At 27.4% G+C, this 23170-nt stretch carries 27 protein-coding genes; 16 read left to right on the plus strand and 11 right to left on the minus strand.

What is annotated here, in order from left to right; all coding sequences use genetic code 4:
• Window positions 1–106: 106 nt before the first annotated feature.
• Both OF364_RS02160 and OF364_RS02165 read right to left on the minus strand, forming a co-directional pair.
• On the minus strand, window positions 107–304 hold the full coding sequence (locus tag OF364_RS02160; protein ID WP_263774067.1) for a hypothetical protein: 198 nt from the start codon (window positions 302–304) through the stop codon (window positions 107–109).
• 143 nt (window positions 305–447) lie between these two features.
• Window positions 448–2505, minus strand: a complete 2058-nt coding sequence (locus tag OF364_RS02165; protein ID WP_263774068.1) for an MYPU_1760 family metalloprotease — start codon at window positions 2503–2505, stop codon at window positions 448–450.
• A 298-nt stretch (window positions 2506–2803) separates the two neighbouring features.
• On the opposite strand from OF364_RS02165, the gene gmk reads away from it, so the two are divergent.
• The 10 genes from gmk (at window position 2804) to OF364_RS02215 (ending at window position 10915) form a co-directional block, all read left to right on the plus strand.
• Window positions 2804–3427, plus strand: a complete 624-nt coding sequence (gene gmk, locus OF364_RS02170) for a guanylate kinase (RefSeq protein ID WP_205851139.1) — start codon at window positions 2804–2806, stop codon at window positions 3425–3427.
• A 6-nt stretch (window positions 3428–3433) separates the two neighbouring features.
• The gene (locus tag OF364_RS02175; RefSeq protein ID WP_205851138.1) at window positions 3434–4180 is read left to right on the plus strand and encodes a PP2C family protein-serine/threonine phosphatase; all 747 of its coding nucleotides are present in this window, start codon (window positions 3434–3436) and stop codon (window positions 4178–4180) included.
• Window positions 4181–4184: 4 nt separating this feature from the next.
• Window positions 4185–5195: a serine/threonine-protein kinase gene (locus OF364_RS02180; protein WP_205851137.1), complete on the plus strand. Its 1011-nt coding sequence runs from the start codon at window positions 4185–4187 to the stop codon at window positions 5193–5195.
• 33 nt (window positions 5196–5228) lie between these two features.
• Window positions 5229–6077 (plus strand): ribosome small subunit-dependent GTPase A, encoded by an 849-nt coding sequence (rsgA, locus tag OF364_RS02185; RefSeq protein ID WP_263774069.1) that lies wholly within the window; start codon window positions 5229–5231, stop codon window positions 6075–6077.
• Between the two features lie 8 nt (window positions 6078–6085).
• A complete protein-coding gene (locus OF364_RS02190) occupies window positions 6086–6733 on the plus strand; it encodes a ribulose-phosphate 3-epimerase (RefSeq protein ID WP_263752618.1) in 648 nt (215 codons plus the stop codon).
• A 124-nt stretch (window positions 6734–6857) separates the two neighbouring features.
• On the plus strand, window positions 6858–7541 hold the full coding sequence (infC, locus tag OF364_RS02195) for a translation initiation factor IF-3 (protein ID WP_241006051.1): 684 nt from the start codon (window positions 6858–6860) through the stop codon (window positions 7539–7541).
• 1 nt (window position 7542) lies between these two features.
• A complete protein-coding gene (rpmI, locus tag OF364_RS02200) occupies window positions 7543–7731 on the plus strand; it encodes a 50S ribosomal protein L35 (protein ID WP_263752616.1) in 189 nt (62 codons plus the stop codon).
• Between the two features lie 24 nt (window positions 7732–7755).
• A complete protein-coding gene (gene rplT / locus OF364_RS02205) occupies window positions 7756–8118 on the plus strand; it encodes a 50S ribosomal protein L20 (protein ID WP_373422507.1) in 363 nt (120 codons plus the stop codon).
• A 116-nt stretch (window positions 8119–8234) separates the two neighbouring features.
• Window positions 8235–9617 carry a DUF2179 domain-containing protein gene (locus OF364_RS02210; RefSeq protein WP_263774070.1) on the plus strand — a complete coding sequence of 461 codons (1383 nt, stop codon included), beginning with the start codon at window positions 8235–8237 and terminating at the stop codon, window positions 9615–9617.
• Window positions 9618–9637: 20 nt separating this feature from the next.
• Window positions 9638–10915, plus strand: a complete 1278-nt coding sequence (locus OF364_RS02215; RefSeq protein ID WP_263774071.1) for a DUF2130 domain-containing protein — start codon at window positions 9638–9640, stop codon at window positions 10913–10915.
• A 95-nt stretch (window positions 10916–11010) separates the two neighbouring features.
• Here OF364_RS02215 and OF364_RS02220 read toward each other — a convergent pair whose 3' ends face one another.
• On the minus strand, window positions 11011–11463 hold the full coding sequence (locus tag OF364_RS02220) for an RpiB/LacA/LacB family sugar-phosphate isomerase (RefSeq protein WP_205851130.1): 453 nt from the start codon (window positions 11461–11463) through the stop codon (window positions 11011–11013).
• Window position 11464: 1 nt separating this feature from the next.
• A complete protein-coding gene (locus OF364_RS02225) occupies window positions 11465–11932 on the minus strand; it encodes an L-threonylcarbamoyladenylate synthase (RefSeq protein WP_263774072.1) in 468 nt (155 codons plus the stop codon).
• Window positions 11933–11975: 43 nt separating this feature from the next.
• Here OF364_RS02225 and mutM point away from each other — a divergent pair, with 43 nt between their 5' ends.
• A complete protein-coding gene (gene mutM, locus OF364_RS02230; protein WP_263774073.1) occupies window positions 11976–12800 on the plus strand; it encodes a DNA-formamidopyrimidine glycosylase in 825 nt (274 codons plus the stop codon).
• Window positions 12801–12802: 2 nt separating this feature from the next.
• Window positions 12803–13033, plus strand: coding sequence for a Smr/MutS family protein (locus OF364_RS02235; RefSeq protein ID WP_263774074.1), 231 nt, complete (start codon window positions 12803–12805; stop codon window positions 13031–13033).
• Between the two features lie 95 nt (window positions 13034–13128).
• Here the strand turns inward: OF364_RS02235 and OF364_RS02240 are convergent, their stop codons facing one another.
• The 4 genes from OF364_RS02240 to OF364_RS02255 all read right to left on the minus strand — a co-directional run bounded on the left by OF364_RS02240 (window position 13129) and on the right by OF364_RS02255 (window position 16938).
• Complete coding sequence (locus OF364_RS02240) at window positions 13129–14115, minus strand: DHH family phosphoesterase (protein ID WP_263774075.1); 987 nt, start codon at window positions 14113–14115, stop codon at window positions 13129–13131.
• Entirely contained in the window at window positions 14102–15079 is a 978-nt protein-coding gene (locus tag OF364_RS02245; protein ID WP_263752603.1) for a DHH family phosphoesterase, read from the minus strand. Before OF364_RS02245 ends, OF364_RS02240 begins: the two co-directional genes overlap by 14 nt.
• Before the next feature lie 204 nt (window positions 15080–15283).
• Window positions 15284–15934 carry a hypothetical protein gene (locus OF364_RS02250; protein WP_205851124.1) on the minus strand — a complete coding sequence of 217 codons (651 nt, stop codon included), beginning with the start codon at window positions 15932–15934 and terminating at the stop codon, window positions 15284–15286.
• Window positions 15934–16938, minus strand: a complete 1005-nt coding sequence (locus OF364_RS02255; RefSeq protein ID WP_205851123.1) for a nicotinate phosphoribosyltransferase — start codon at window positions 16936–16938, stop codon at window positions 15934–15936. The genes OF364_RS02250 and OF364_RS02255 overlap by 1 nt, the downstream gene beginning before the upstream one ends.
• Window positions 16939–17033: 95 nt before the next feature.
• Between OF364_RS02255 and OF364_RS02260 the strand changes: the two genes are divergently transcribed.
• Window positions 17034–17447, plus strand: coding sequence for a hypothetical protein (locus OF364_RS02260; RefSeq protein ID WP_263752599.1), 414 nt, complete (start codon window positions 17034–17036; stop codon window positions 17445–17447).
• A 43-nt stretch (window positions 17448–17490) separates the two neighbouring features.
• Here OF364_RS02260 and yidC read toward each other — a convergent pair whose 3' ends face one another.
• The 3 genes from yidC to rpmH are packed head-to-tail and all read right to left on the minus strand — an operon-like array spanning window position 17491 to window position 20046.
• Window positions 17491–19536 (minus strand): membrane protein insertase YidC, encoded by a 2046-nt coding sequence (gene yidC, locus OF364_RS02265; RefSeq protein WP_205851121.1) that lies wholly within the window; start codon window positions 19534–19536, stop codon window positions 17491–17493.
• Window positions 19523–19852 (minus strand): ribonuclease P protein component, encoded by a 330-nt coding sequence (rnpA, locus tag OF364_RS02270; protein ID WP_205851120.1) that lies wholly within the window; start codon window positions 19850–19852, stop codon window positions 19523–19525. The genes yidC and rnpA overlap by 14 nt, the downstream gene beginning before the upstream one ends.
• A gap of 47 nt (window positions 19853–19899) precedes the next feature.
• Window positions 19900–20046 (minus strand): 50S ribosomal protein L34, encoded by a 147-nt coding sequence (rpmH, locus tag OF364_RS02275; RefSeq protein WP_205851119.1) that lies wholly within the window; start codon window positions 20044–20046, stop codon window positions 19900–19902.
• A 353-nt stretch (window positions 20047–20399) separates the two neighbouring features.
• On the opposite strand from rpmH, the gene dnaA reads away from it, so the two are divergent.
• From dnaA to OF364_RS02290, 3 genes are read left to right on the plus strand one after another with little or no spacing between them, the layout of a single operon-like run.
• Window positions 20400–21761: a chromosomal replication initiator protein DnaA gene (dnaA, locus tag OF364_RS02280; RefSeq protein WP_205851118.1), complete on the plus strand. Its 1362-nt coding sequence runs from the start codon at window positions 20400–20402 to the stop codon at window positions 21759–21761.
• 26 nt (window positions 21762–21787) lie between these two features.
• Window positions 21788–22885: a DNA polymerase III subunit beta gene (gene dnaN, locus OF364_RS02285; protein ID WP_263774076.1), complete on the plus strand. Its 1098-nt coding sequence runs from the start codon at window positions 21788–21790 to the stop codon at window positions 22883–22885.
• A complete protein-coding gene (locus OF364_RS02290) occupies window positions 22885–23100 on the plus strand; it encodes an RNA-binding S4 domain-containing protein (protein ID WP_205851116.1) in 216 nt (71 codons plus the stop codon). Before dnaN ends, OF364_RS02290 begins: the two co-directional genes overlap by 1 nt.
• Window positions 23101–23170 lie beyond the last annotated feature (70 nt).

Consider the following 23170-nt stretch of genomic DNA (forward strand, 5'->3'; position numbering starts at 1 on the left):
TGGAATTTTTTCTCCAGTAAGCACTCTCATACACAACTTGTATAAAAATATTCTTGTCTTATATTTTTTCATAATAAAAAACATATCCTCCATTTGTGGTAGTCCACTAATAGGGGATATGTTTATAGTTAACATCTATTTTGTTACCAATTAGTAAAACTATTCCCATTACTAATATAGCACTAAAAGTAATCGTTAGAAAGTTTCAAGTAACTAATTTTGATAAAAGGACTCTACCATTTTTAGTTTTCTTGAAAAGAATTGTTTTAGCATCTTCAATATTTTGTTTTAATTGTTGATTCATATACTCCTTAGCTCATACAAATTAATTTAAATACATTCTTTTATCTAAATTTTAACATTAAAGAAAAGGTTGCTATAAACGTTTTTAGTTTATAACTAAACTATAGCCTTTTTAGGATTAAAAAAAGTTAACCAATAGGTTAACTAATATTCTAATAAAGTGTAATAATATTTTCCATCTATATCTTTGCTAAGTTCAAATTTTTCATATATTTGACCAAGCAGTTTTGTACCAAAATGTCTATAAGGTGATATTACTCTTTTATCATTATTATGTTTTTGTAAGAAATTATTTCCTAAATTGTTATATTTATTATCATTCAATAATGAAAACACCTCACTTGAATCATTTAAATCATATTTTTTATCATCATTAAAATCAATTCATAGTTTTACATCAAACTGTTTGTTTTTAAATTTATTGTTTAATTCTGTAGAATTTATATTTCTAGCTATATAAGAAACATATTCACTGTCTTCTTTAAATAAATTGCCATATATTCATTTTTCTGTTCAATAATTAGCTTGTTCATTTTTTTTAGATCAGCCATCGTATATTGAATTTCATTGTTTTTTAGCTATAAAGTTGTAATCTTGTAAAACAATATTATTTTTAATGAAATTTGTAGGATCGTTTTTAGCTACAAAAATTAAAGCCATTTCTTTATTTTTGTAGATGTTTTTTTGTTTAGGTAATTGGAAATAACCACCTAGGTTTATTTCATTACTATTACTATTATTTAAATTGTAATGAGCAAAACTAATTAATTGTCCTCAACCCATTAAATCTATATAAGCTTTAAAAAGACCTTTATGAAATTTATCTCCAACACCTTGAAAAGGTTTAATATATTCACCACTTAAGTGATTTATTTGTTGGCTAACAAAATGTTCAATTTGATTCTTAAAAACTCAATTAGGAGCATACGCATTTATATAGTTTCAATCTGATGTGTTTTTTCAAAATGAAATTGTTTTTAAGGCATCATCACCAATGGCACTAAAATGCGCTTTAAAGCCATTATTTCTAATTTCAGTTTTAAAATATAAGAAGTTTTCTTCAGGTTTTCTTATATCATAAAACGCACCATTTGGACCTAATGATAGTTTTATTAATTCTCTTGGAAATAATTCAGCCATTGAAAATAAATAATCAATTGATTTTTTATCTACAGGAGCAGTGTATGTAATTTTTTGTCTAGAGTTATTAGTAAAATAATGTTTACCATCATATAGTTTAGATTCAATTTGACTTTTTTCATAAGGGGAAATATTTAAGTTAACTAATCTAAATAAATCATTTGAACTAATGTCTTTATATACAGGGATTTTGTTAGATGAATGTTCAAAATCATTTTTGTTTCGCATATATTTATAACGTTCAGAGTCATTAATGTCATGATAATTTAGATTAGCTCTAAATTCATTAATAAATTTATTGTTATTTATTCTTTTGCCATTTGAAATACCACCATGATCATGACCGTCTTTTAACTCATTTTCAACTAAATCATCATTAGCAAAAATATCATTTTTTTTGGTTGATCTGTTGTAAATATTATCAATGTGGTGTGCATATTCATGCATTAGAGTTCCAAAAACCATTTCTACTCTTTTACCAACAGTAGTATTTTTGATTTGAATAGCATTATTTTCTACAAAAAGCTTTGGGAAAATATACATTTCTTGTTTTCCAGTGTAATATAGACCATTTGCATTGCCAGAACCTTGAGTTTCAAAATTTATGTATACATTTTTTAGAGCATTAATTTCTGGACCATAGATACCTCTTTTGATAAACATATTGTTTAATATGGTTATACCTTCTTCTCCAAGAAAATAAAATTTTTCTGTCTTGCCATCTGGGTATTTAAAAATGAAAGGGTTTTCTTTAATACTTAAATTACCATATTGAAAATCAGGATTTATAGCTTGCTTTCCTTTGATTTTTTTATCATTAAAATGTATTACTTCATCTTCATCTTTAAAGATCTTTATCATTCCTTTTCTATGTTCAGATTCTTCTCAATAATCAGGTTCCTTTTTTTGACTATTTTGGTTATTTTGATTATTTTGTGTTAATGAACTTATATGCTTGTAGCCATAATAAATGCCTACTGAAATTCCTATTAAAGTAATGATAGTAATAAAAAGTGTTAAAAATACTTTTCCAACTATGCTTCTGCTTCTCTTTGGTTCCATATTATCCTTTCATGCTTATAAAATTTATGTCACAATTATACTATTGTTATTTTATTTTAAACACAAGTACTTAAGTTTGCTTTCCATTTACTAAAAATTAGAGACTGTTAAAGACCCTGTGTTCAACAAAATGCTTAGTTAGAATTAATTTTATGACACTAAATAAAAGCTATTATATACATAATAAGTTAAAATTATATTTACTAAATTATTAAGTGTTAATTTGGTTTATAATTAATAAACTAATTTGACTTAAATTATGACTTTTAAAAATAAATTTGTAAAGGAGATAAGCATTATGGATAAAAAATTAATAATATTTACAGGTCCAAGTGGTGTGGGAAAAGGCACGATAGAAAAATCTTTATTTGATAATAAGGAATTAAAACTCAAACTTTCTGTTTCAATAACAACAAGACCTCCAAGAGAATCAGAAATTGATGGAGTTCATTATTATTTTATTTCTAATGATATGTTTCAAACATTTGTTGCAGAAGAAAGATTATTAGAACATTCTAAACATTTTGATAATTATTATGGAACACTGCGTTCTGAAATTGCACACATTTATGAATCAGGTAAAATTCCTTTTTTAGAAATTGAAACAAATGGTGCTAAACAAATTCTTGAAAAATATAAGCAAGAAAAAAGAGAACATGAAATTTGTTCAATATTCTTGATGCCTCCATCATTATCTGAACTAGAAAGAAGAATTGAAGGCAGAAAAACAGAAACTGAAGAATTAATTACTAAAAGACTAAAAAAAGCAAGAGAAGAAATTGCTTTATCTAATCTTTTTGATTATGTTGTTGTTAATAATTCTGTAGAAGAAACACTAAGTAAAATAACAGCAATAATAAAAGAAAATTTTTCAAACATTATATATGAAAAAAACAAAGGCGAAGCTGGCAGAAAGGCATAATTTTTAATGAAATACATTGTTAAAAGTGATAAAGGAAAATATCGATCAGAAAACCAAGATAGTGCTTCAATTTCTTTTTTAGGAGACTGAACATTAGCTGTATTATGTGATGGAATGGGTGGACATTTTGGCGGTTCAATTTGTTCAACAAAATCAATTGAATTTCTGTTTGAATATTTTCAAACAAAATTTGATGTAAATGTTGATTTTAATAATCGAAAATACATTAGTAAATGATTTAACAATGCAATTAGTTTTATTAAAAAATCACTTCAGGAAATAGTTAAAGAAAATGAAGAGTTGCAAGATATGGGCACTACACTTACAGCTGCCCTAATTTTCAATTTAAATAAGCAAACCTATATTTTTAATATAGGCGATTCAAGAACATATGCATATAATGGTTTTTTATATCAAGTTACAACTGACCAAAACTTATTACACGAATTAATGAGATATAAAATAGTTTCACCTGATTTAGCTAAATTACATCCTGATGCTGATAAATTGGTCAGTTGCCTAGGACCTAATAAAAAACCAAAATGTGATGGTTTTTTACTTAAAGGTAGCGAGGATGTTAAATACTTTGTGCTTACTTCCGATGGTATACATGATTATATGGAAAAACCAGCCATGGAACAAATTTTGCAAGACGAAAAACTAGACTTAGAAAAAAAAGCAAATAAATTAATTAGTGTTGCTAAAAAGAATGCATCAAAAGACAACTTAACAGTAGTGATAGTGGAGATTTAGTATTATGGAAAAGAAATTAAAAAAATATAAGAATGTTAATCAGCATTTTGAAAATTTTGAGCTGATAGGAAGAGGCGGATATGGTGAAGTATATTCAGCCAGTTATATTAATAATGGTACAAACAAAAAAGTTGCCGTTAAGATTTTAACGGTCCCAGATGCAACTAAAAAAGCCACTAATCAAATTCGTTTCAAAAATGAATGTAATGTCTTGCAAAAAATTAGATCAAATAATGTTGTGCGTATGTTAGGCTACTATGTTAGTGAAAATGAATCATATTATGCAATGGAATTAATTAAGGGAATAGACTTAAAAAGCTTGATAGCTAAAAATACAAAGATTCCAATTGATGAAGCTATTAGAATTTTAAAAGAAATTTGTCAAGGGTTAATTGACATCCATAATGCCAATGTCATCCATCGTGACTTAAAACCAAGTAATGTTTTAATTCAAAATATTACTAATACCGTTAAACTAATTGACTTTGGTATTTCTATTGCCGATGAAAGTGTACGTGTTACAGCTGATAACAAAGTTGTAGGTTCAATTCAATATATCGCGCCTGAACTTTTGACCCGTACTGCCAGAGCTTCAGTTAAAAGCGATATATATTCGTTTGGTATTATCATGTATGAAATGTTAGCTGGACATCCGCCATTTCAAGGTTCAGAAGAGCAATCAATTTTATATTTACAAGTTAACCAAAAAATTCCTCCTTTGGAAGGTGTTGGTTCTTCAATTCCTCAAGCTGTTGAAAACATAATCATTCGTTGTACAGCTAAAGATCCTAATTTAAGATATAACAATTGTGTTGAGATTTTAAAAGATTTAAATAAGTGTTTAAGTCCGCAAGCAAGTTTAGAAAAAAGACTTAGACTTGATAAGGACGGCAAAAATGCTGGTTCTAAAAAGTCAAAAAAATTATCAGCAAAGGTGACAATTTCAATAATTGTTGTCTTAACTTTAGCAATTGTTACTACCATATTAGTATTAGTTATCAAAGGTATAATATAATTAAATAATATTTAAATTATTTAAGGTAGGAATATGGAAGTAGGAAAAATCGTCAAATCAGTCGCGGGATTTTATGACATAAAATCTTTTGAAGACAAAAAAGTATATCGTGTTCGTGGTAGTGGCAAACTAAGACTTTTAGACATGAAACCCATTGTGGGCGACAATGTAGAATTTGAAAAAGGAAGTTTTATTCATCGAATTCTGGGAAGAAAAAATTTCTTTATAAGACCTAAAATTGCCAATGTGGATCAAGCAATTGTTGTCATGTCATTAGTTGAACCTGATTTTAGTTCCTTGTTGGTTGATAAATTTTTAATTATCATTGAAAGCAAGGGAGTAGAGCCAATAATTGTTTTAACCAAAAAAGATTTAACCTCAAATTCAAAAATTAATTTTTATAAAGACCAAGGGTATAAAGTTTTTGAAATCAACTATGAAACTCAAGATGGCTTTGAAGGTTTAAAAGAAATTTTTAAGCACAAAACTAGTTTTTTTGTAGGTCAAACAGGTGTTGGTAAAACAACTCTAATAAATTATTTGGCCAATACAAATTTTGAAACGCAAGCAATTTCAAAATCTTTAAATAGAGGAAAACACACCACACGAGAAGTTAGTTTAATTGATTTTAATGGAGGAGAAATTATTGATACTCCTGGATTTTCTTCAATTGAATTCGATTTGACAATAGACGAAATGCCCACTGCTTTTAGCGCTTTTAGAAAAGCTACGTTAGCTTGCAAATATCGTAGTTGTAGACATTATCATGAAAAATTAGAGGACTGTGAAGTTAAAAAACAAGTTGAATCTGGCAAAATTAAGAAAGAAAGATATGCTAACTATGTCAGTTTCCTAGAAAGAATGATAGGTCCACTTTATTAAGGAGAAACATGAAACAAATTAGTCCTTCAGTTTTAGATGTAAAACATGAAGAATTTTTAGATTATATTAATACCCTTGTTGACTGAGGTGTCAAAAGAATCCATTATGATGTAATGGATGGTTTTTTTGTTCCAAATAAGGGTATTCCAGAAAATTTAATTCTTGAAACTATTAGTAAAGCTAAAAAACATGAAATTGAATTTCATTTAATGGTTAAAGATGTTTTCCAATATTACAACATTTATTCAAAACATAAAGGCTTATTAATTTTTCATTATGAAGCAATGAATAAACAAACATTGGAAGAATTAATTAATAAAGCTAAACAAGATAATGTAAAGTTGGGATTAGCAATTAATCCTAATACTAATGAAAAAGAAATAATAAATTATCTAAAAGATTTATCACTAATTTTAGTTATGAGCGTAAATCCTGGTTTAGGTGGCCAAAGTTTTATTGAAGATTCATATAATAAAATATCAAATTTAAGAAAATATATAGATGAAAACAACCTAAAAACAATCATAGAAGTTGATGGCGGTGTTAAGCAACACAACATCAAAAAATGCTTTGAAGCGGGTGTTGGTGTGGCTGTAGTTGGTTCATATTTAGTTAACAATTTTTCAAAAAAAACTGTTGAAGAATTACTTGATTAGAAATTATTAATAATAAAAACAACAAATAAAAAAATTAAGATATAATTTAAATGCTTTTAATAGCAATAAGAAGATTCATTTCTCACCTAAGTGATTTTTTGCTGGGTCGCTACACATAAAGATCTTGATATGTTTATTTTGTAGTTTAGGGAAGTGGATAAACCACTTTTTTATTTTATTTAAGGAGGAAGTTATATCACAAAATAACTCAAACTTTGCAGGTAATCAAAACAGAAGACCAAAATCAGAGCACGTTGTAAACAATGCTATTCCTTACAAGAAAGTTTTTGTTTTAGGGCCAGAAAATGAAAAAATAGGTGTTTTAACCAAAGCAGAAGCATTGGATAAAGCAGCTGAATATAATATGGATTTGGTTCTTATTTCGATTGAAAACAATAAGCCAATTACAAGAATATTGGATTATGGAAAATTTAAATATGACCGTAAGAAAAAACAAAAAGAAGTTAAGGAAAAGCAATCAAAAACAATAAATCGTGAAATTAGATTAACTCCACTTATTGGAGATCATGATTTAGAAACAAAAGCACGTAAAACTCGTGAATTTATATTAGAAGGTAACAGAATCAAAATTTCTGTTAAATTTAGAGGAAGAGAACGTGCAAGAATTGAATTAGGCGAAGAAATACTTCGAAAATTCTATGCCCTGGTTGAAGATATAGCAAAGATTTCAAAAGAAGCAACTTTAGTTAATGAACGTTTTTTAGATATGTATATTGAAAAAGACAAGCGTAAAGTTGATGCTTTAAACAAACAAAATAACGAACCTTCAGACAAACAAGGAGAATAACATGCCAAAAATGAAAACCAAAAGCGGTTTAAAGAAAAGAATTAAAATAACCGCTACCGGTAAAGTAAAACGTGGAAATGCATATCGTTCACATTTAGCTCAAAATAAAACAACAAAACAAAAACGTCAATCTCGTAAATCTTCAATGCTTTCAGCATCTGATTTCAAAAGATATAAAGAATTAATTTAATTAATCATTAAATAGAAAGGAATTATTATGCGTACAAGAGGTGGAACAGTTACAAGAAAAAGACGTGGAAAATGACTAAAATTAGCTAAAGGTTACTGGGGACACAAATCAATTGGTTACAAAGTAGCTAAGCAAGCTGTTGTTAAGTCATGAACATATGCTTTTAGAGATAGAAAACAACTAAAACGAGAATTTAGAAAACTTTGAATCGCACGTATTAATGCTGCATCAAGAATCAACGGTATTACATACTCAAGATTAATCGAAGGTCTAAAAGCAGCAAATATTAATATAAACAGAAAAATGCTTTCAGAATTAGCAATTAATTACCCAACTTCATTTGCAACAATCGTTGAATCTGCTAAGAAAGCTTTATCATCAAAATAATCAAAATAGCGACTGAAAAATTAGCACAGTCGCTTTTTTATATCAAAAATTAAGATAATAAAAATAAAAAATAAAATTTTGCTATTATTTTCATAGATTAATCAAATGGAGGGTTTATGAGTGATAAAAAAGATGATAAAGAACTAAAAACCGAAGTGCCAGTTAATATTGGTACAGATACACAAAATCAAATCAAAACAGAAGAATATCGAGCCTTAGTTAAACAAAGAAAAATTAGAAAGGCTAGCGGGAAAAAAGCTACACCAATTACTGAATTAAATAGATATGGGGTTAACTTTTTTAATGTCTGAAAAAAGTTTCCTAAAAAAATGCTTATGGTGTTTATTTCAGCTATCTTATATAACATAGCTATTGCCACATTTTTAGCCAAAGCAGCTACTGTTGCCACTGGAGTTTCAGCTATTGTTCAATCATTAACTTTTACAGTGTCTGCAACAGCACCATATTTTGCTTATATTTATTTTGCAATTAATTTACCATTGATTATTTTCTTTTGAAAAAAGAACTCCAGACTCTTCATGATTCTTACTACTTATTGATTATTATGACAAGTATTATTTCAATCAATATTATTAATTGGGCCTGCAGGTTTCTTTTTCCAAAAAATATCAATATACTATGTTAACTGATATTCACCTGTAAAAGATGGGGCTAATAGTTTTAAAGTTTTAGTACCTTGGGATGTTTATGGTAGTTATTCAACAACATACAAAGAATTATTTAAATGAATTGAAACAAATCCTACTAGTCCAACTGGAATATATACTTTAAGTGCTAATGTGAGCCATGAATTAGGCATGATTAAGGCAATAAATCAAATCCAATTAGACCAACTTAAAAAATTCTATACTGCAGTTCAATCCGGTTTTCCAAATCCTACATGACCAATTATAGTTTATACAATTATTGGAGCCTCTATGGCAGGTATAGCAGGTGGAATAGCTTGAAAAAATTCAGCTTCTACAGCAGGAGGAGATTTCATAGTTTATTATATTTCACGTGTTAAACAAAAAAGTGTCGGAAGCATTTCAACAATAGTGGCTTTATGTTTTGGAGCATTTTCAATTTTAGTTATAACAGCTGTTGAAATAGCTGGAATTAAAGCTGATAGACCTTTAAATGTAGCTTCATTATTACTAAGAATTTTATGTTCAGTAGCATATGTATTTATGTACACTTCGTTTATAGAACTAATTTTCCCTAAATATAGAAAAATAAAAATTTCAATATATACCAAAAACCCTGACAAAATCATCCAACACTTTAAGAATATTCAATACTGACATGGTTACAATATTGCTAAAATAACTGGTGGATATACTAATACTGATACTTATAAAATTGAGACATTTGCCCTTTATCTTGAACAGAATATGATTAAAAACGAGATTTTACTAGCCGATTTAGAAGCTTGAATTACTGTAACAAGAGTACATAATATTATTGGTAAATTTAATACTTCTAAAGTTGAATCTTAAAATAAAAATAAGGAGTTAAGATGAATAGAAAAATAAAATGTCCAAAATGTCAAGAAGAATTTGAAATCACTCAAGATCATTATGAATCTATTGTTTCACAGGTTTCGAAAACTTTTAAACAAGAAATCATAGATGAAGAAGCACAAAACCACCGAAGAGCAATTGAACTTTTAAAACAAGAAAACCAAAATAATATAGCTGCTACTAAACAAGAAATTAAAAGTGAATATCAAAATATCATTAATGATCTTCAATTACAACTTAAAACAACTAGAGAAAACTTAAAACTAGAGCAAGAAAAATTGTTAAATGCTCAAGAAAAACAATTTAACGGTCAAATTTTAGAAAAACAAACAAAAATTCAAAACCTAGAATCAAAACTAAAAAACTATGATGATTCTAAGAAATTGGAAATTGACAGTCAAATAAATATTCAGATTCAAAAATATAATGAACTTAAGTCAGAATTTAATGCTATTAAAGAAAAATCTAAACAAGAAAAAGAAGATTTAGAAAAAGAACTTGCTAGATTAAGAGAACACAAACTTTCTCTTTCTATAAAATTAATTGGTGAAGATTTAGAGCAACATTGTTTAAATACTTACAACCAATATTTAAGACCTAATCTTAAAAATGCAATATTTGCAAAAGACAATGATGTTTTAGAAGGCACTAAAGGCGACTTTATTTTTAGAGAAACAACAGATGATGGAATAGAATTTGTTTCTATTATGTTTGAAATGAAAAATGAAGGTGAAAATAGTACTAATAAAAAGAAAAATGAGGACTTCTTCAGAAAGCTTTCAAATGATAGAGATAAAAAGCGTTGTGAATACGCAGTTTTAGTTTCAATGCTGGAACCAGAAAATGATACATATAATAGTGGAATTTATGATGCTTCAACAAAAGACATGCCAAACTTATATGTAATAAGACCTAATAACTTTATCGCTCTAATTAACTTATTAAGAAATATTGGCCTAAAATCCATTGATGATAAAAGAGAAATTATCGAAAATAAACGAGCAAATTTAGACTTTGCAAATTTCTCTGAAAATTTAGCAGCTGCTAAAGAAGGTTTTTCAAAAAACGTAGAGTTAGCCAACAAACACTTTGATAATGTTATTGATAAAATTGATAAGTCAATTAAGGATCTAGAAGCAACAAGAGAAGGCCTTTTAAAAACAAAAAAACAACTGTCTACTGCTAATAATAAAGTTGACGACATCACCATTAGAAAACTTACAAAAAACGCTCCTTCAATAGCAGAATTAATTAAACAAGCAGACAAAAAATAATCCAAAATATCTATTGTAAAACCAAAGCAATAGATATTTTTTCTGTCAAAATTCAAATATAAAATTTTATTTTGCAGTAAAAAAAGTCGCAAATGCTACTCTTCACCAACTTCCTTTAATTTTTCTATTCTAGGAATGTGTCTTCCTTCTTCAAATACTTCTTTTTCTCAAGCGTGAAACATATTTTGAACACTCTTATCATCTAATAAACGACCACTCATGCAAAGAATATTAGCATTGTTATGTGCTTTTGCTAGCCTAGCTTCTTCTTCATTGGACACTCGTGCACAACGAATATGTTTAAATCTATTTAAAGCAATTGATATTCCAATTCCTGAACCACAAAAAGCAACATATTTGATATTGCTTGCTTCTGGTGATTTTTTTACTTCATTAGCAAATTCAATTCCTACATCAGCATATGATATAGATGTACTTGAATCGTTTGAACCAAATAATTCAACCTGATAACCATTATCTTTTAAATGTTTTGCTAATTTTATTTTGGCTTCATGTCCACCATGGTCACTAGTTATTTTAACTATCATATTAACTCCTTAATACTTCTCCATCTTCTACTCTAATAATTTGACTTGGTACTTGTGACATTTCGCCAAAATTGTATACTTGAGTTATTTCTGGAAAAATAACTTTAGCATTTTCAATTGATTTACATATAGGTGCATTTGATAGGTTGCAACTAGACATATAAACAGGCCCATTTTTCTCTAAAAAACTTAGTAATTCCTTTTGGTTTGGCATTCTAAAACCCTGGTCATTTACAACAAGTGTAATAGCTCCAGGTCAATGTTTTTTAGCATATTCTTCAGCCTTAGAATTTCATTGTTTAAATTGACGTGCTTGTTTAATTGAAGCCACTAAAATAATTAGTTTTTTATTACGATCTCTACCCTTGATTTGATATATTAAATCTTCTGTTTCTTTATTTACAGGACCACCAATTCCTAGCACGGTATCAGTGGTTGAAATAAACAATTTATTGTACTTATTAGTCATATTCTTATTATACCAATATACTAAAAAGATATATAATAATACTATGCCGGAATTACCAGAAGTTAGAGTTGTTATTAAAGCTCTAAAAGAAAAAATTTTAAATAAGACTATTGCTGAATTAGAAATTTTAAAGCCTAAATTATTTAAAGAAAAACCAATTGAAACTTTTAGACAAAAATTAATTAATTCAACTATAAAAAACATTGAAAATAAGGGTAAATACATCATTTTTCATTTTAATAATGATGGTGTTTTAATATCTCATCTTCGAATGGAAGGTAAATACCGATTCTTTGAACGAAAGACTGAAAATCACAAACACACAATGGCAAAATTTATCTTTAATGATGGAACTGAATTACACTATTTAGATAGTAGAATGTTTGGGACATTATATTTAAGAAACAATAAAAACTGAAATGCAACTTTACCACTATCTAAATTAGCACCTGAGCCTTCTAAAATAAATATTGAAGACCTATATAATAAAATTTCTAAATCTACAACTGCTATTAAAACAAAATTATTAGATCAAACATTAGTGGCAGGATTAGGTAATATATATGTTGATGAAGCTCTTTTTGCTTCTAAGGTCCATCCAGCTACTAAGGCCAAAAATATACCTATAACAAAGCTGAAAGAAATAATTGATAATGGTGCTAAGATTATGGAAAAAAGCTATCAATTTGGTGGAACAACTATCCATAGTTATGAAAGTCTAAATAAACAAATTGGTTCATATCAAAACTACTTGCAAATTCATAGTGACAAAATTAAAAATTGTTTAATTTGTAAAAATGAGACAACAAAAATTAAAATAAATGGCAGAGGAACATATTTATGTTCTAATTGTCAAAAGGAATATTAAATATGGGATTTGAAATTGATTTACATGGCAAAGATTCAATAGAAGCAACACTTAAAGTAGAAAACGCTTTATTTAGCCTAGATCAAAATGATTGATATGAATATGTTGACATAATTGTTGGTAATGGTCAAGGAATTATAAAGCACACTGTTATAGATATTATTGAACAACATGGCAAGCGTTATGAATTCCCTAATCCTAGACAAGCATTGATAAGAGTGTATAAAAGATAAAAACTTAGTTACAACAATTTACACAAAAACACTGTAATCGCCACTAAACACTTAATAATTCATTTTAAAAAAGCCGGCAAATTTGCGGCTTTTTGTTAATCATAATTTTCTAGAATTGTAACTTCTTGTTCTAAGTCTTTAACAATTTGTGGAATTAAACTTTCATCATGAATTTGCGCCCCTGAAGCCCTGTGATGACCACCACCACCTCATTTAACAGCAACATTTCTAACACATGCTCCTGTGGATCTAAATTCACATCTAATTTGGTTTTTATCTTCTTCAGTAAAAAATACCCAAGCTTTATTATCATCAATGTTAGCTAATGTAAAAGGTCTATTAGCTTTCAAAGGGTCTAGTATTCCTAATCTATGTTGGTCCTCAAGTTTGAAATAAAAAGAAACTACTTCATTGTTAATGTTCATATTTTGTTGAATAAATGAATTAATTTTAATGTCAACTAAAGATTTTTTAGCCATTTCATAGTGGATTAAATCTTTTTTTGCTCCTTTTGAATATAATCAAGCAACTAAGTACATTGTTTTATCATCAACTAAGTTGGTTGTTAATCTTACTGAGTCTGTATAAATTCCTAAAAATAAATAAGTTGCAGCTTTAGCATTAACTCTTCAGTTTAAACCATATGCCATTTCTGCTATTTGTTGTGCAGCAGCAGGTGACATAGGATCAACTCAAGATAATGAAGATTCTAAATCGTCATCATTAGGGTGATGATCTATTCTTATAACTTCGCTGAATAATTTTTCATCTAAATAATCACGACATTCTATACGTTCTTTAAAATTAGCATCTACTATAATTGCAATAGAGTCATCTAAAGGTTTCTTTTCTAATTTGTCCATGCTAAAATCTAAATAAGAATAGCTATCTTTTGAATCTCCTATTGCATAAACATTCTTATCAGGTCAGTTTTCTTGAATTAAATTCTTTAGCCCAAATTGAGAACCCAAACAGTCTCCATCAGGTCTTATATGGTGAAATATGACAACATTTTTACGGTTTTTAATCTTTTGCTCTATGTCTTTAAAAATTGCCATTCTTTCATCATTAATTTTTATCATATTTAGCAACCTCAGCTTTAAGTTCATTAATTATTGATTTCATATCTGTTTTTGAGCGGCATGTAGCACCTGCGGCCACTTCATGTCCTCCTCCAGGCTTGTATTTAGCACATATGTGATTAATTCAAACACTGTTAGATCTAACACGAGTTCTAATAGTTCCGTCTTCCATATCAATGAAGAATACTCAAACTCTACAATCTCCAATATTAGCTAAAATATTTACATCATTTGCTTCATTTTCAGATAAATTAAATTTCTTTTGAATTTTCTTAGTTACATGAAAATATAACACCTTGTTTTCAGATTTATATTTAGATAAAACATAAGCTGCAAAACGAACTTTTCTTTCATCTCTTTTTGATAATTGAAAATTAACATCTCAAACCTTGAAATCATTATTTTTGTGTAAATATGACATAACATCAAAAGTTCTTTGAACAACATATTCATATTGAAATCTTCCGGAATCGGTATTAATTCCTAAATAAATATATTCTGCAGCCTTTTTTGTTACTTCTCATTTCATTTTCATTGCGATATAACCAATTTGTTCAGCAGCAGCAGCATATGTCGCATCTTCTCATGTGTAATCATAATTTATATCTGGATCCACAGGATGGTGGTCAATTCTTAACATATGACTAAAGTTTTTTTCTAAAATGTAGTTTGCAAATTGTATACGATTTGAAGAGTTTGCATCAACTACAACCCCTAATGAATTTTCAAAATGTTTTTTAGGAACATCTTCAAATTTATCAAAATCTCATTTCATAAATGGAAAACTTCCAATTGCATCTCCGAAAACATAAACATTTTTGTTGGGATAATTAGTTTTGATTAATTCTCTTAAACCAAATTGAGATCCTAAACAGTCTCCATCAGGTCTAATGTGATGAAATATAAAAATATTATCATGTGCTTCAATTGCATCTTTAGCAATTACTCAAGTATTTTTTGCCATTTTATTCTCCTCAATAAAATAATATTATTCTTAAATTAATAATAATTGTTTAATTATTTATATATATAACATAATTATTATAATACTTAAAAACCTAAAATGACAATATAGCGTGAGCTATAAGAGATTTAAAGTTAGTAAAAAAGCCTCATAAATTAATGAGGCTCTTCTTAAATTAAAATACTTTCAATTTATTTATAAATTCTATTTCTTTTTAGTGATGAAATATTTATCATAAATATAATCATCAGCTGCATGAAAAATTTCTCTAATGTAATTAAAATATGTTTTATATCTCTTTAAATCGTTTTTTCAAACTAATTTACGATTTAAATTTTTTGAAAAATCAATAGCTAAGTAAACATCAAAGATGCCAAATTCTTTTGTTGTTTCAATTATCATTTTTTGAATTAACATCCTAACAACAGGACTATTAATATCAACGTCTTTTTTGTAGTATTTACATTCAATAGCAGCAAATACACCAAAATAAATATTTAGACTTGATATTTGATTTGAATATTGTTCATTAAAAAGGTCATTTGTTTGTTTTTGTTCTTCATCAAGTTCAGAATTTTCAAATACTTTGCTAACATCAACAGCACTTTTGGCATATTTGTTTTCAGACCTTAAAATAAGTATAATTTTAATAATTATTAAAATAAATAAGACTAGAAATATGGTTCCAAATACGTAACAAGAAATTATTCCAGCCTTATTTATTTTGCCTAATACCTTGTTTGCAGCTAAGTATAATAAAATTCCAATAACCAAAAAGGCAAAGATTACAATAAACCCTAGGACATTAAATATTTTATCTTTGATCTCTTGTTTTTTTATTTTTTGATCTTGCATTATAAAATTTCTCCTTTGAATTGTTTAAGTTTATCATTTTTTAAATAACCTCGACCTTCTTTAGCAATTAATTTATCATTTAATTTCGTAGCATCTGCGCTAAAATTAACTCAAATTTTTAGCAATGAAGCTCCGACTCCATATGTGTCAACTGGCGTATTTTCTTCTTCAAACTCTTTAATTCTTTTAGCATTAAAACCACTAGAAACAGTTATTTTTACATGTTTGCCATTATTAGCATCCAAAGCTTCTCTCAATCGTTTTACTTGAGTAGGTGTTACTCCGTATTCTGCTTCCCCTTCGGTAAACATTTTATCAATCAGTGCTTTTGATGTGTCAATTCGAACTGCTTTTAGAGTGCTTCCAAATTTTTTTAAACAAGCTAACGAATCAGAAATAACATCATTATGGAAATCTACTAATGCATAAAGGTTATCATTAGGAAAAGCTTTATGATATGCCTCTGTGGCTTTTACTACATCTCCTTTGAACATTTGAATTAGCGCATGCGGCATACTGCCAAACGTTCTAGCCAAATCATAGTTTGAGCTTAATAAAGTGGAATGATTTTGAATTCCACCAACCTTAAGAGCATAAGCATCATTTGGTTGGTTAATATAATGGTCTGCTCGATCTGCCATACTTACTACTGTTTTTCCATTAGCAGCTTTTATAACATTATAAGCATTAGTGGCAATAGAAGTTTGTCTTGCTAAAATTCCATCAATCATACCTTCTCAAATACCAAAATCATAATAGCGTCCTTCCAATTCTAAAACTACTTCACGATTGTGAATAATGGAACCTTCAGGTAGGTAACGAATTATATATTTTGAAGTATCTGTGTTTTTACATAATAGTTTTAAAACTTCATTAATTCCACATAATTTAATATTATTGTGGCGTTGGAAAAATTGCAAAGTTACAATATCATTCTTACGATACTTTTGAGCAATTTTTTTAGTTTTAAAAAAATATATTGATATGTAGTCTTTTAATTTCATCTTTTTTCCTTATTTTGATTTAAAAAACAAAAGCATTTTGCTTAATATAATAAAATTATATATCATAATAAATATTATGTTATCTGGAGAGTAATGTGAAAAAAGATGTAATAGTTGATCCTTGTGCTAAAATGAGAAAAATATGCTACAATCAATACATTTTAGGTGCTTCTTTTTTAGTTATTTTAAGTGCTTTTATAGGTGTATTGTTAGCAATTTATTTACCAGATTTTAAGATTAATAAATCATGAACTTCTAATTTTAGTTATATTTTTATTGCCATCCTATTTGCTGGAATTATTTTTGCTATTATTCTAAATTCAGCTTTTGGTTTTAAATTAGCTAAAGAAATGAACGATAAAAAACTCTCTAAATATTTTATTTTTTCAATTATATTTATTATTCCATTTTTATCACTATATTCAATATTTGCTTCAGCAACACTTTTAAAGGAAAAATTATTGCCAAAACCTAAGAAGCCTAAAAAATCTAAAAACAAAGTTAACTAAAAAATCAAGTGATTAAGCGCACTTGATTTTTATGTTTGCATTATTAAGCAGTAGCTTCTTTTTTAAATAATCATGGTTCCAATTTGTGTTTGTATCATTTGGTTTTTTGGATATAGTGAACTGCAATATGTTGACATATAGTAAATAGTCCACCAATTACTCAATATATTTGTAATCCAGCACTAAAGAATAGACCTATAAATACAAATACAATTGGGATTATCATTGCCTTTTTATTTGATTTTTTCATTGCAGCTTGCTGATATGCATCGGCTCGAAGCGATTTTTTCTTCCGCATCTTGAGTATTTTAGGCATAAATTGAGCGAGTAGTTGAACTCCAGTTGAGAGTAAAACTATCGGCAAGTACTGCATTTCTTTGGCTCTAAAAATTCTAGAAACTGAAGTTGCAGAAAGTTGAATTGTATATAAAGTAACTTGTTTGATTTCTGGAGAAGTAGATACAATTCTAAAGACCACAATTAAAATTGGTAATGTTATAAGTGAACTTACAAATTGTGCAACAGGAGAAATTTTTTCCTTTTTATATAATTCACTTATTTCCATTTGCTTACGTTGTTGCATTTGCTTATCATATTTGTAAGCTTCATATTTAGCTTCAATTTTTGCTTTCTTTTGGTTTAATTCTTCCATTTTATTAGCGCTAAAAATACTTTTAGCTGATAGGAAGAATGTTACCAATCTAACAATAATTACAGTAACAACTAAAGCTAATATAACACTTCAACCTGTTGTTCCAAGAGACCTTATGATTGAATTCATAAAGTGTGTAAATGGATGAACAAAGATTCCATAAAATGGTCCATGGTTTCAGAATTCTTTATAAGTACTTATTGGTTTATGTGGAACCAAAGCGTCCGAGTTAAATAATTTAAATTTTCAATGATCAGGCTTATAGTTACCAGCTTCATTAATTGAACTTACATAATAATGGTTAATATCTTTTCCAAAATCGAGATCATTTGAAGGGCGGTTTGTTTTGACAAAAGATGTCATTGATAAATAGCTTTTCATCATTTTTGAAGCACTAGAGAATAATACGTTTAATGCTTTGCCTTCTTCTTCAGTAAAAGTAAGAGTTCCAGGACCTACAGAGTTTTTGAAAGAAAGAATGTATTTATTTCATTCATCTATTAATTGTTCTCTAGGTAGTGCTTTTAGTTGTTCAATAGTTTTAGCATTTCTCTTTGCTATTGTTTGACCAAACATTGAACTATTATTTTTATCATTTAATCAAGTATTAAATGTTTCAATTATTAAACTAGTTAAAATATCAGATAACAAGAGATTATAAATATCAGAATTACTTGTTGCAGCTAAAGATACTTTAGCCACTTCCAATGATTTGATGTGTGTGTAGTCATGATGAGTTATAGAGTCTTTTCCGCTCTTTGGTCATTTTTGGTAAGATTCAAATAATAAATTAATTGGCACATATATATCACTTAATTTATTAACAGGATTGTAAATTTTTGTTTTTCCGTTGCCTTTGCCATCACCAAAGTTAACATAAATGTGTCTTTTACCATTTCCATATACAACACCTTTTTTACCAGGCTCATTTTTAATTTCAATATTTGAAATATTTTGTCAATCTGCTGAATTAGAACTTGGATTTTTTATATTTTCTTTTTGTTTTTGAAGTTGTAAAGCAAAAGATGAACCGCCATAAATTCCATATTGTCCACCTGTTTTATCATCTTGGTCCCTTAGAGCTTTAATTTGTTCAGGGTCATCAAGACCTAAATAAGTGTTTGCGGCAATACCACTATCTTTTTGCAAGTTAACATTTTCGAATTCGTTTTTAAATTTGTTTCATCTTAATGTAACTATATTGGGTGAAATATAATCTTTTTTAGTTAAAACTTCTTGCCCTGAACCGACTTTAACCCCAGATTTGGTTGCAACTGACTGAATACAGCCTACTAAACCAATTCCAACAAAGAAAATAATTAAAACAATTTTAATTCATTTCCAAACTTGCTTCATTACAGATTTGGGATTCTTTGCTTGTGGCGTTTGATTCATTCTAAATGCATCATAATGTTTAGAACTATTATTCTTTGCCATCTGTTATCCTTTCATATATTTTATAAATAGCTTCTTTTTTTTGTTCTCACGTAAGAGCAAAAAAACTTTTTCTAGCTATCAGTATTGTGTCATAATTAATCTTACTAGTATCCATTTTTCTAAGAATTGATCTAATTTGATTTCGATAATGATTTCTTTTAACGGCATTCGCAAATTGCTTAGGTATTGAAATTCCTACTCTAAAGTAATTAGACTTAGTAAAATAAATAATCAAATTTCGAGAAATGACTTGGCTTCGGGTATCAAGAATTTTTTGAAATTCTCAATTTTTTTTAACAGTATTTTTTTTATTCATATTTTATTTATTTGTTAAAAATTTAATACATAAAAAAAGCATCAAAATTATTTTTCATCTGATACAGTTAGTCTATGTCTTCCTTTAGCACGTCTTGCTGCTAAAATTTTACGACCATTTTTAGTTTGCATTCTAGCCATAAATCCATGAACTTTAATATGTTTACGTTTTTTAGGTTGATATGTTCTTTTCATAAATAATTTCTCCTTTTTATAAGTGTCTAAAAATACTAGAATATATTTTACCAAAAAAAAATAAAATTTTTCGGCTATATTATTAATTAAAATTAATAACGAAATTCACTACTGAAATTTTGAAATCATATTGTTTAAAAACATTGAATTTTAAGGTATTTTTTTAGCTTTATTGACAAGAAAAATTTTGATAAAAAAATAATGTCAATAAACAAAATTCATTACATTTTAGTCTTAAATTAACCTTATTTTATTGAAAGGATTATGTCAATAAAATGTCAATAAATTTTTCAAAATCAGTTTTATTTTCATTAATTCCAGAAATATTTTTTTATTAAAATATAATTCTAAATATGAAATATGAAGAAAAAGAAATTAATCTAAGTGTTAGTAATGGTATTTTACAAACAGAACTAAAAAATACTGCAAGTGACCGTATGATATACAATAACTTTTTTTCTGATTTAAGGCTAGTTCATGTTGATAAAAACTCAGCATATATTCAATGTTGACCATCAATTATTGAATATGTTAAAACAAATTTTTTTCAAACAATTCAAAGAGCTGTATCTAATAGTTTAGAAAGAAAGATTAATTTAATTTTGATTTCTTCTTTGGATGAAATAGCTCAAGTAATTGATAAGAAAAAAACAGAAAAAATGATTACAGAATCAACTAAAAGTAATGTAAAAGATGATTTAACTTTTAGTAATTATGCTACAGGTAATTTTAATAAAATGGCTTTAAAGGCAGCAAAAAAAATTTGTGTGAACTATGAAGATATTTCCAACCCTTTATTTATTCATTCAAATAGTGGATTAGGAAAAACACATTTATTACATGCCATTGGTAATGAATTAAACAACCAAAATAAGAAGTGTTTATATATTAATCCTGATAATTTAACACGGCAATTAGTAGAGCAACTAAAATCTAAAAATCAGGAACAGATTAATAAAATTGTAGATCATTTAACTTCTTACGATTGTTTGATGTTTGATGATGTTCAGCAATATGGTAATAAAGAAAGCACACTGAATGTTTTGTTCAATGTCATTAATACAATGAAAACAAATGGTAAACAAATTATATTTTGTGCTGATAAAGAACCTTCAGATTTAGGTGGGTTTGAACAGAGATTCATTACTAGATTTCAAGGCGGCTTAATTATTGAAATTAATAAGCTACAAATGGATGATGTTATTTCAGTTCTTAAATTTAAGCTTTCTGAAAATGGAATTGATCCAGAATTATGAGAAGAAGAATCATTAAGATATATTGGGCGAAATTTTTCTACTTCAATTAGAGCTATTGAAGGAGCAATTAGTAGAATAAAATTATTTGCAGAGGGTGATGATTTTTTTACATATGATTTAAGAACCATTCAAAATATATTCAAAAATGTAACTAAAACGGAAGAAAATATTACACCAGAAAAAATACTTGAAACAGTTTGCAAATATTATGGAATTGAAAAAAAACAAATTAAAAGTATTAGTAGGTCTAAGGAAGTGGTTATTCCAAGAAAAATTGCAATCTATTTAATTCGAAATAATTTTGATATGACATTGCAAGAAATTGGAAAAATGGTTGGAGACCAAGCACATTCAACAATTATTGCTTCGTTGACATGAATTAAAAATAATATGAAAAAAAATGCTGCTTTGCGTACAGCAATAGAAAAAATTCAACTTTCATTTAAAAAAGTTGTCTAAATAACTTTTAAGCAAGGAGATATAACATGGAATTAAAGATTAATAAATTATTACTGGATTCTGCAATTGAAAAAGTGGCTAAGGCAATTGATTCTAATCCTTTTATACCAGAATTGAAAGGAATTAGAATTGAAGCTGAAGGAAACAAAATTGTTTTAATAGGTTCAAACGGAGCAATAAGCATTAGACATGAAATACCAGCAAGTCTTGATGCTGAAATCATTGTTCCCGGAGTAATTTTGGTGGATTTATTTTTATTTAGAAATATTATTAAAAAACTTGAAAATGATATTTTATTAAAAGTAAAAGAAAACAGTTTGGAAGTTTTATCTGAAAATGATCGATTTACTTTAAATCTATATAGTGCCTATGATTATCCACCAATTGATTTTTCTGTTTATGGTGATAAAGTTAAAATTAATTGAAACGTACTTAAGAATGTTATTAGAAACGTAGGAGTGGCAGCTTCAACACTAGAAACTAACATTATTTTATGCTGTATTAATATTTCAGCACAAAACAACAAACTTAAATTTGTTGCAACTGATAAATATAGATATGCTGAAGAAATTGTGGAAATTGAAGACGATGTTAACTTCAATATTTCAATATTAGTTAAGAACATCAAAGACCTTTTAAACTTTGAACATAGTGGCGATGTAGTTTTAAATGTTTCTGATCAAAAGATTTTATTCCAAATTGACGGTACAATTATTGAATCTAAGGTAGTTGATCAAGTTTATTTAGATGTATCTAAAATTATTCCTAAAAACTTTGAGCATACTTTAGAGATATCTAAAAGAGAACTAAATAATTTATTGAACAAAGCTTCAGTAATAATTAGTGAAAATTACAACAAAATTAGAGTACAAATTCAAGATCAGGTTTTAACTATTTCTTCAACTAGAGAAGAAATGGCTAACGCTGAAATTAAATCAAATAAATTTAGTTATTCAGATTCAGAGTTAAAATTAGCTTTAAATTCTAGATTCTTAAAAGAAGCAATCCAAAGTTTTGAAGATGAAATTAAACTTTCTTTTACTCCAGATAAGATGCGAATTGTAATAACTTCAGAATCGAATCCTAATTTATTTCATTTAATTACACCACAGAGAGGCTTCTAATGAAAGTAGAAATTAAAGGCAACGAGATTAAATTAGCTCAATTCCTAAAAAAAGCTGGTATTTGCCGTACTGGTGGAATGGCTAAATTCTTTTTAAGTGTTCATAAAATCAAAATTAATGACCGCGTTCCTGAAGGTCGCAATGCAAAAATTAGAGTTGGCGACACAGTCTGAATAGATGATGAACTATATATCATCAAAGCGGCTGAAGAATAAAAAACCTAAAAAACTTAAAAAAAATAAATTTAATATAAAATATTAACATATTGTTTACAAAGATTAAGGA

The sequence above is a fragment of the Mycoplasma enhydrae genome, from assembly GCF_025779955.1.
GTDB lineage: Bacteria > Bacillota_I > Bacilli_A > Mycoplasmatales > Metamycoplasmataceae > Metamycoplasma > Metamycoplasma enhydrae.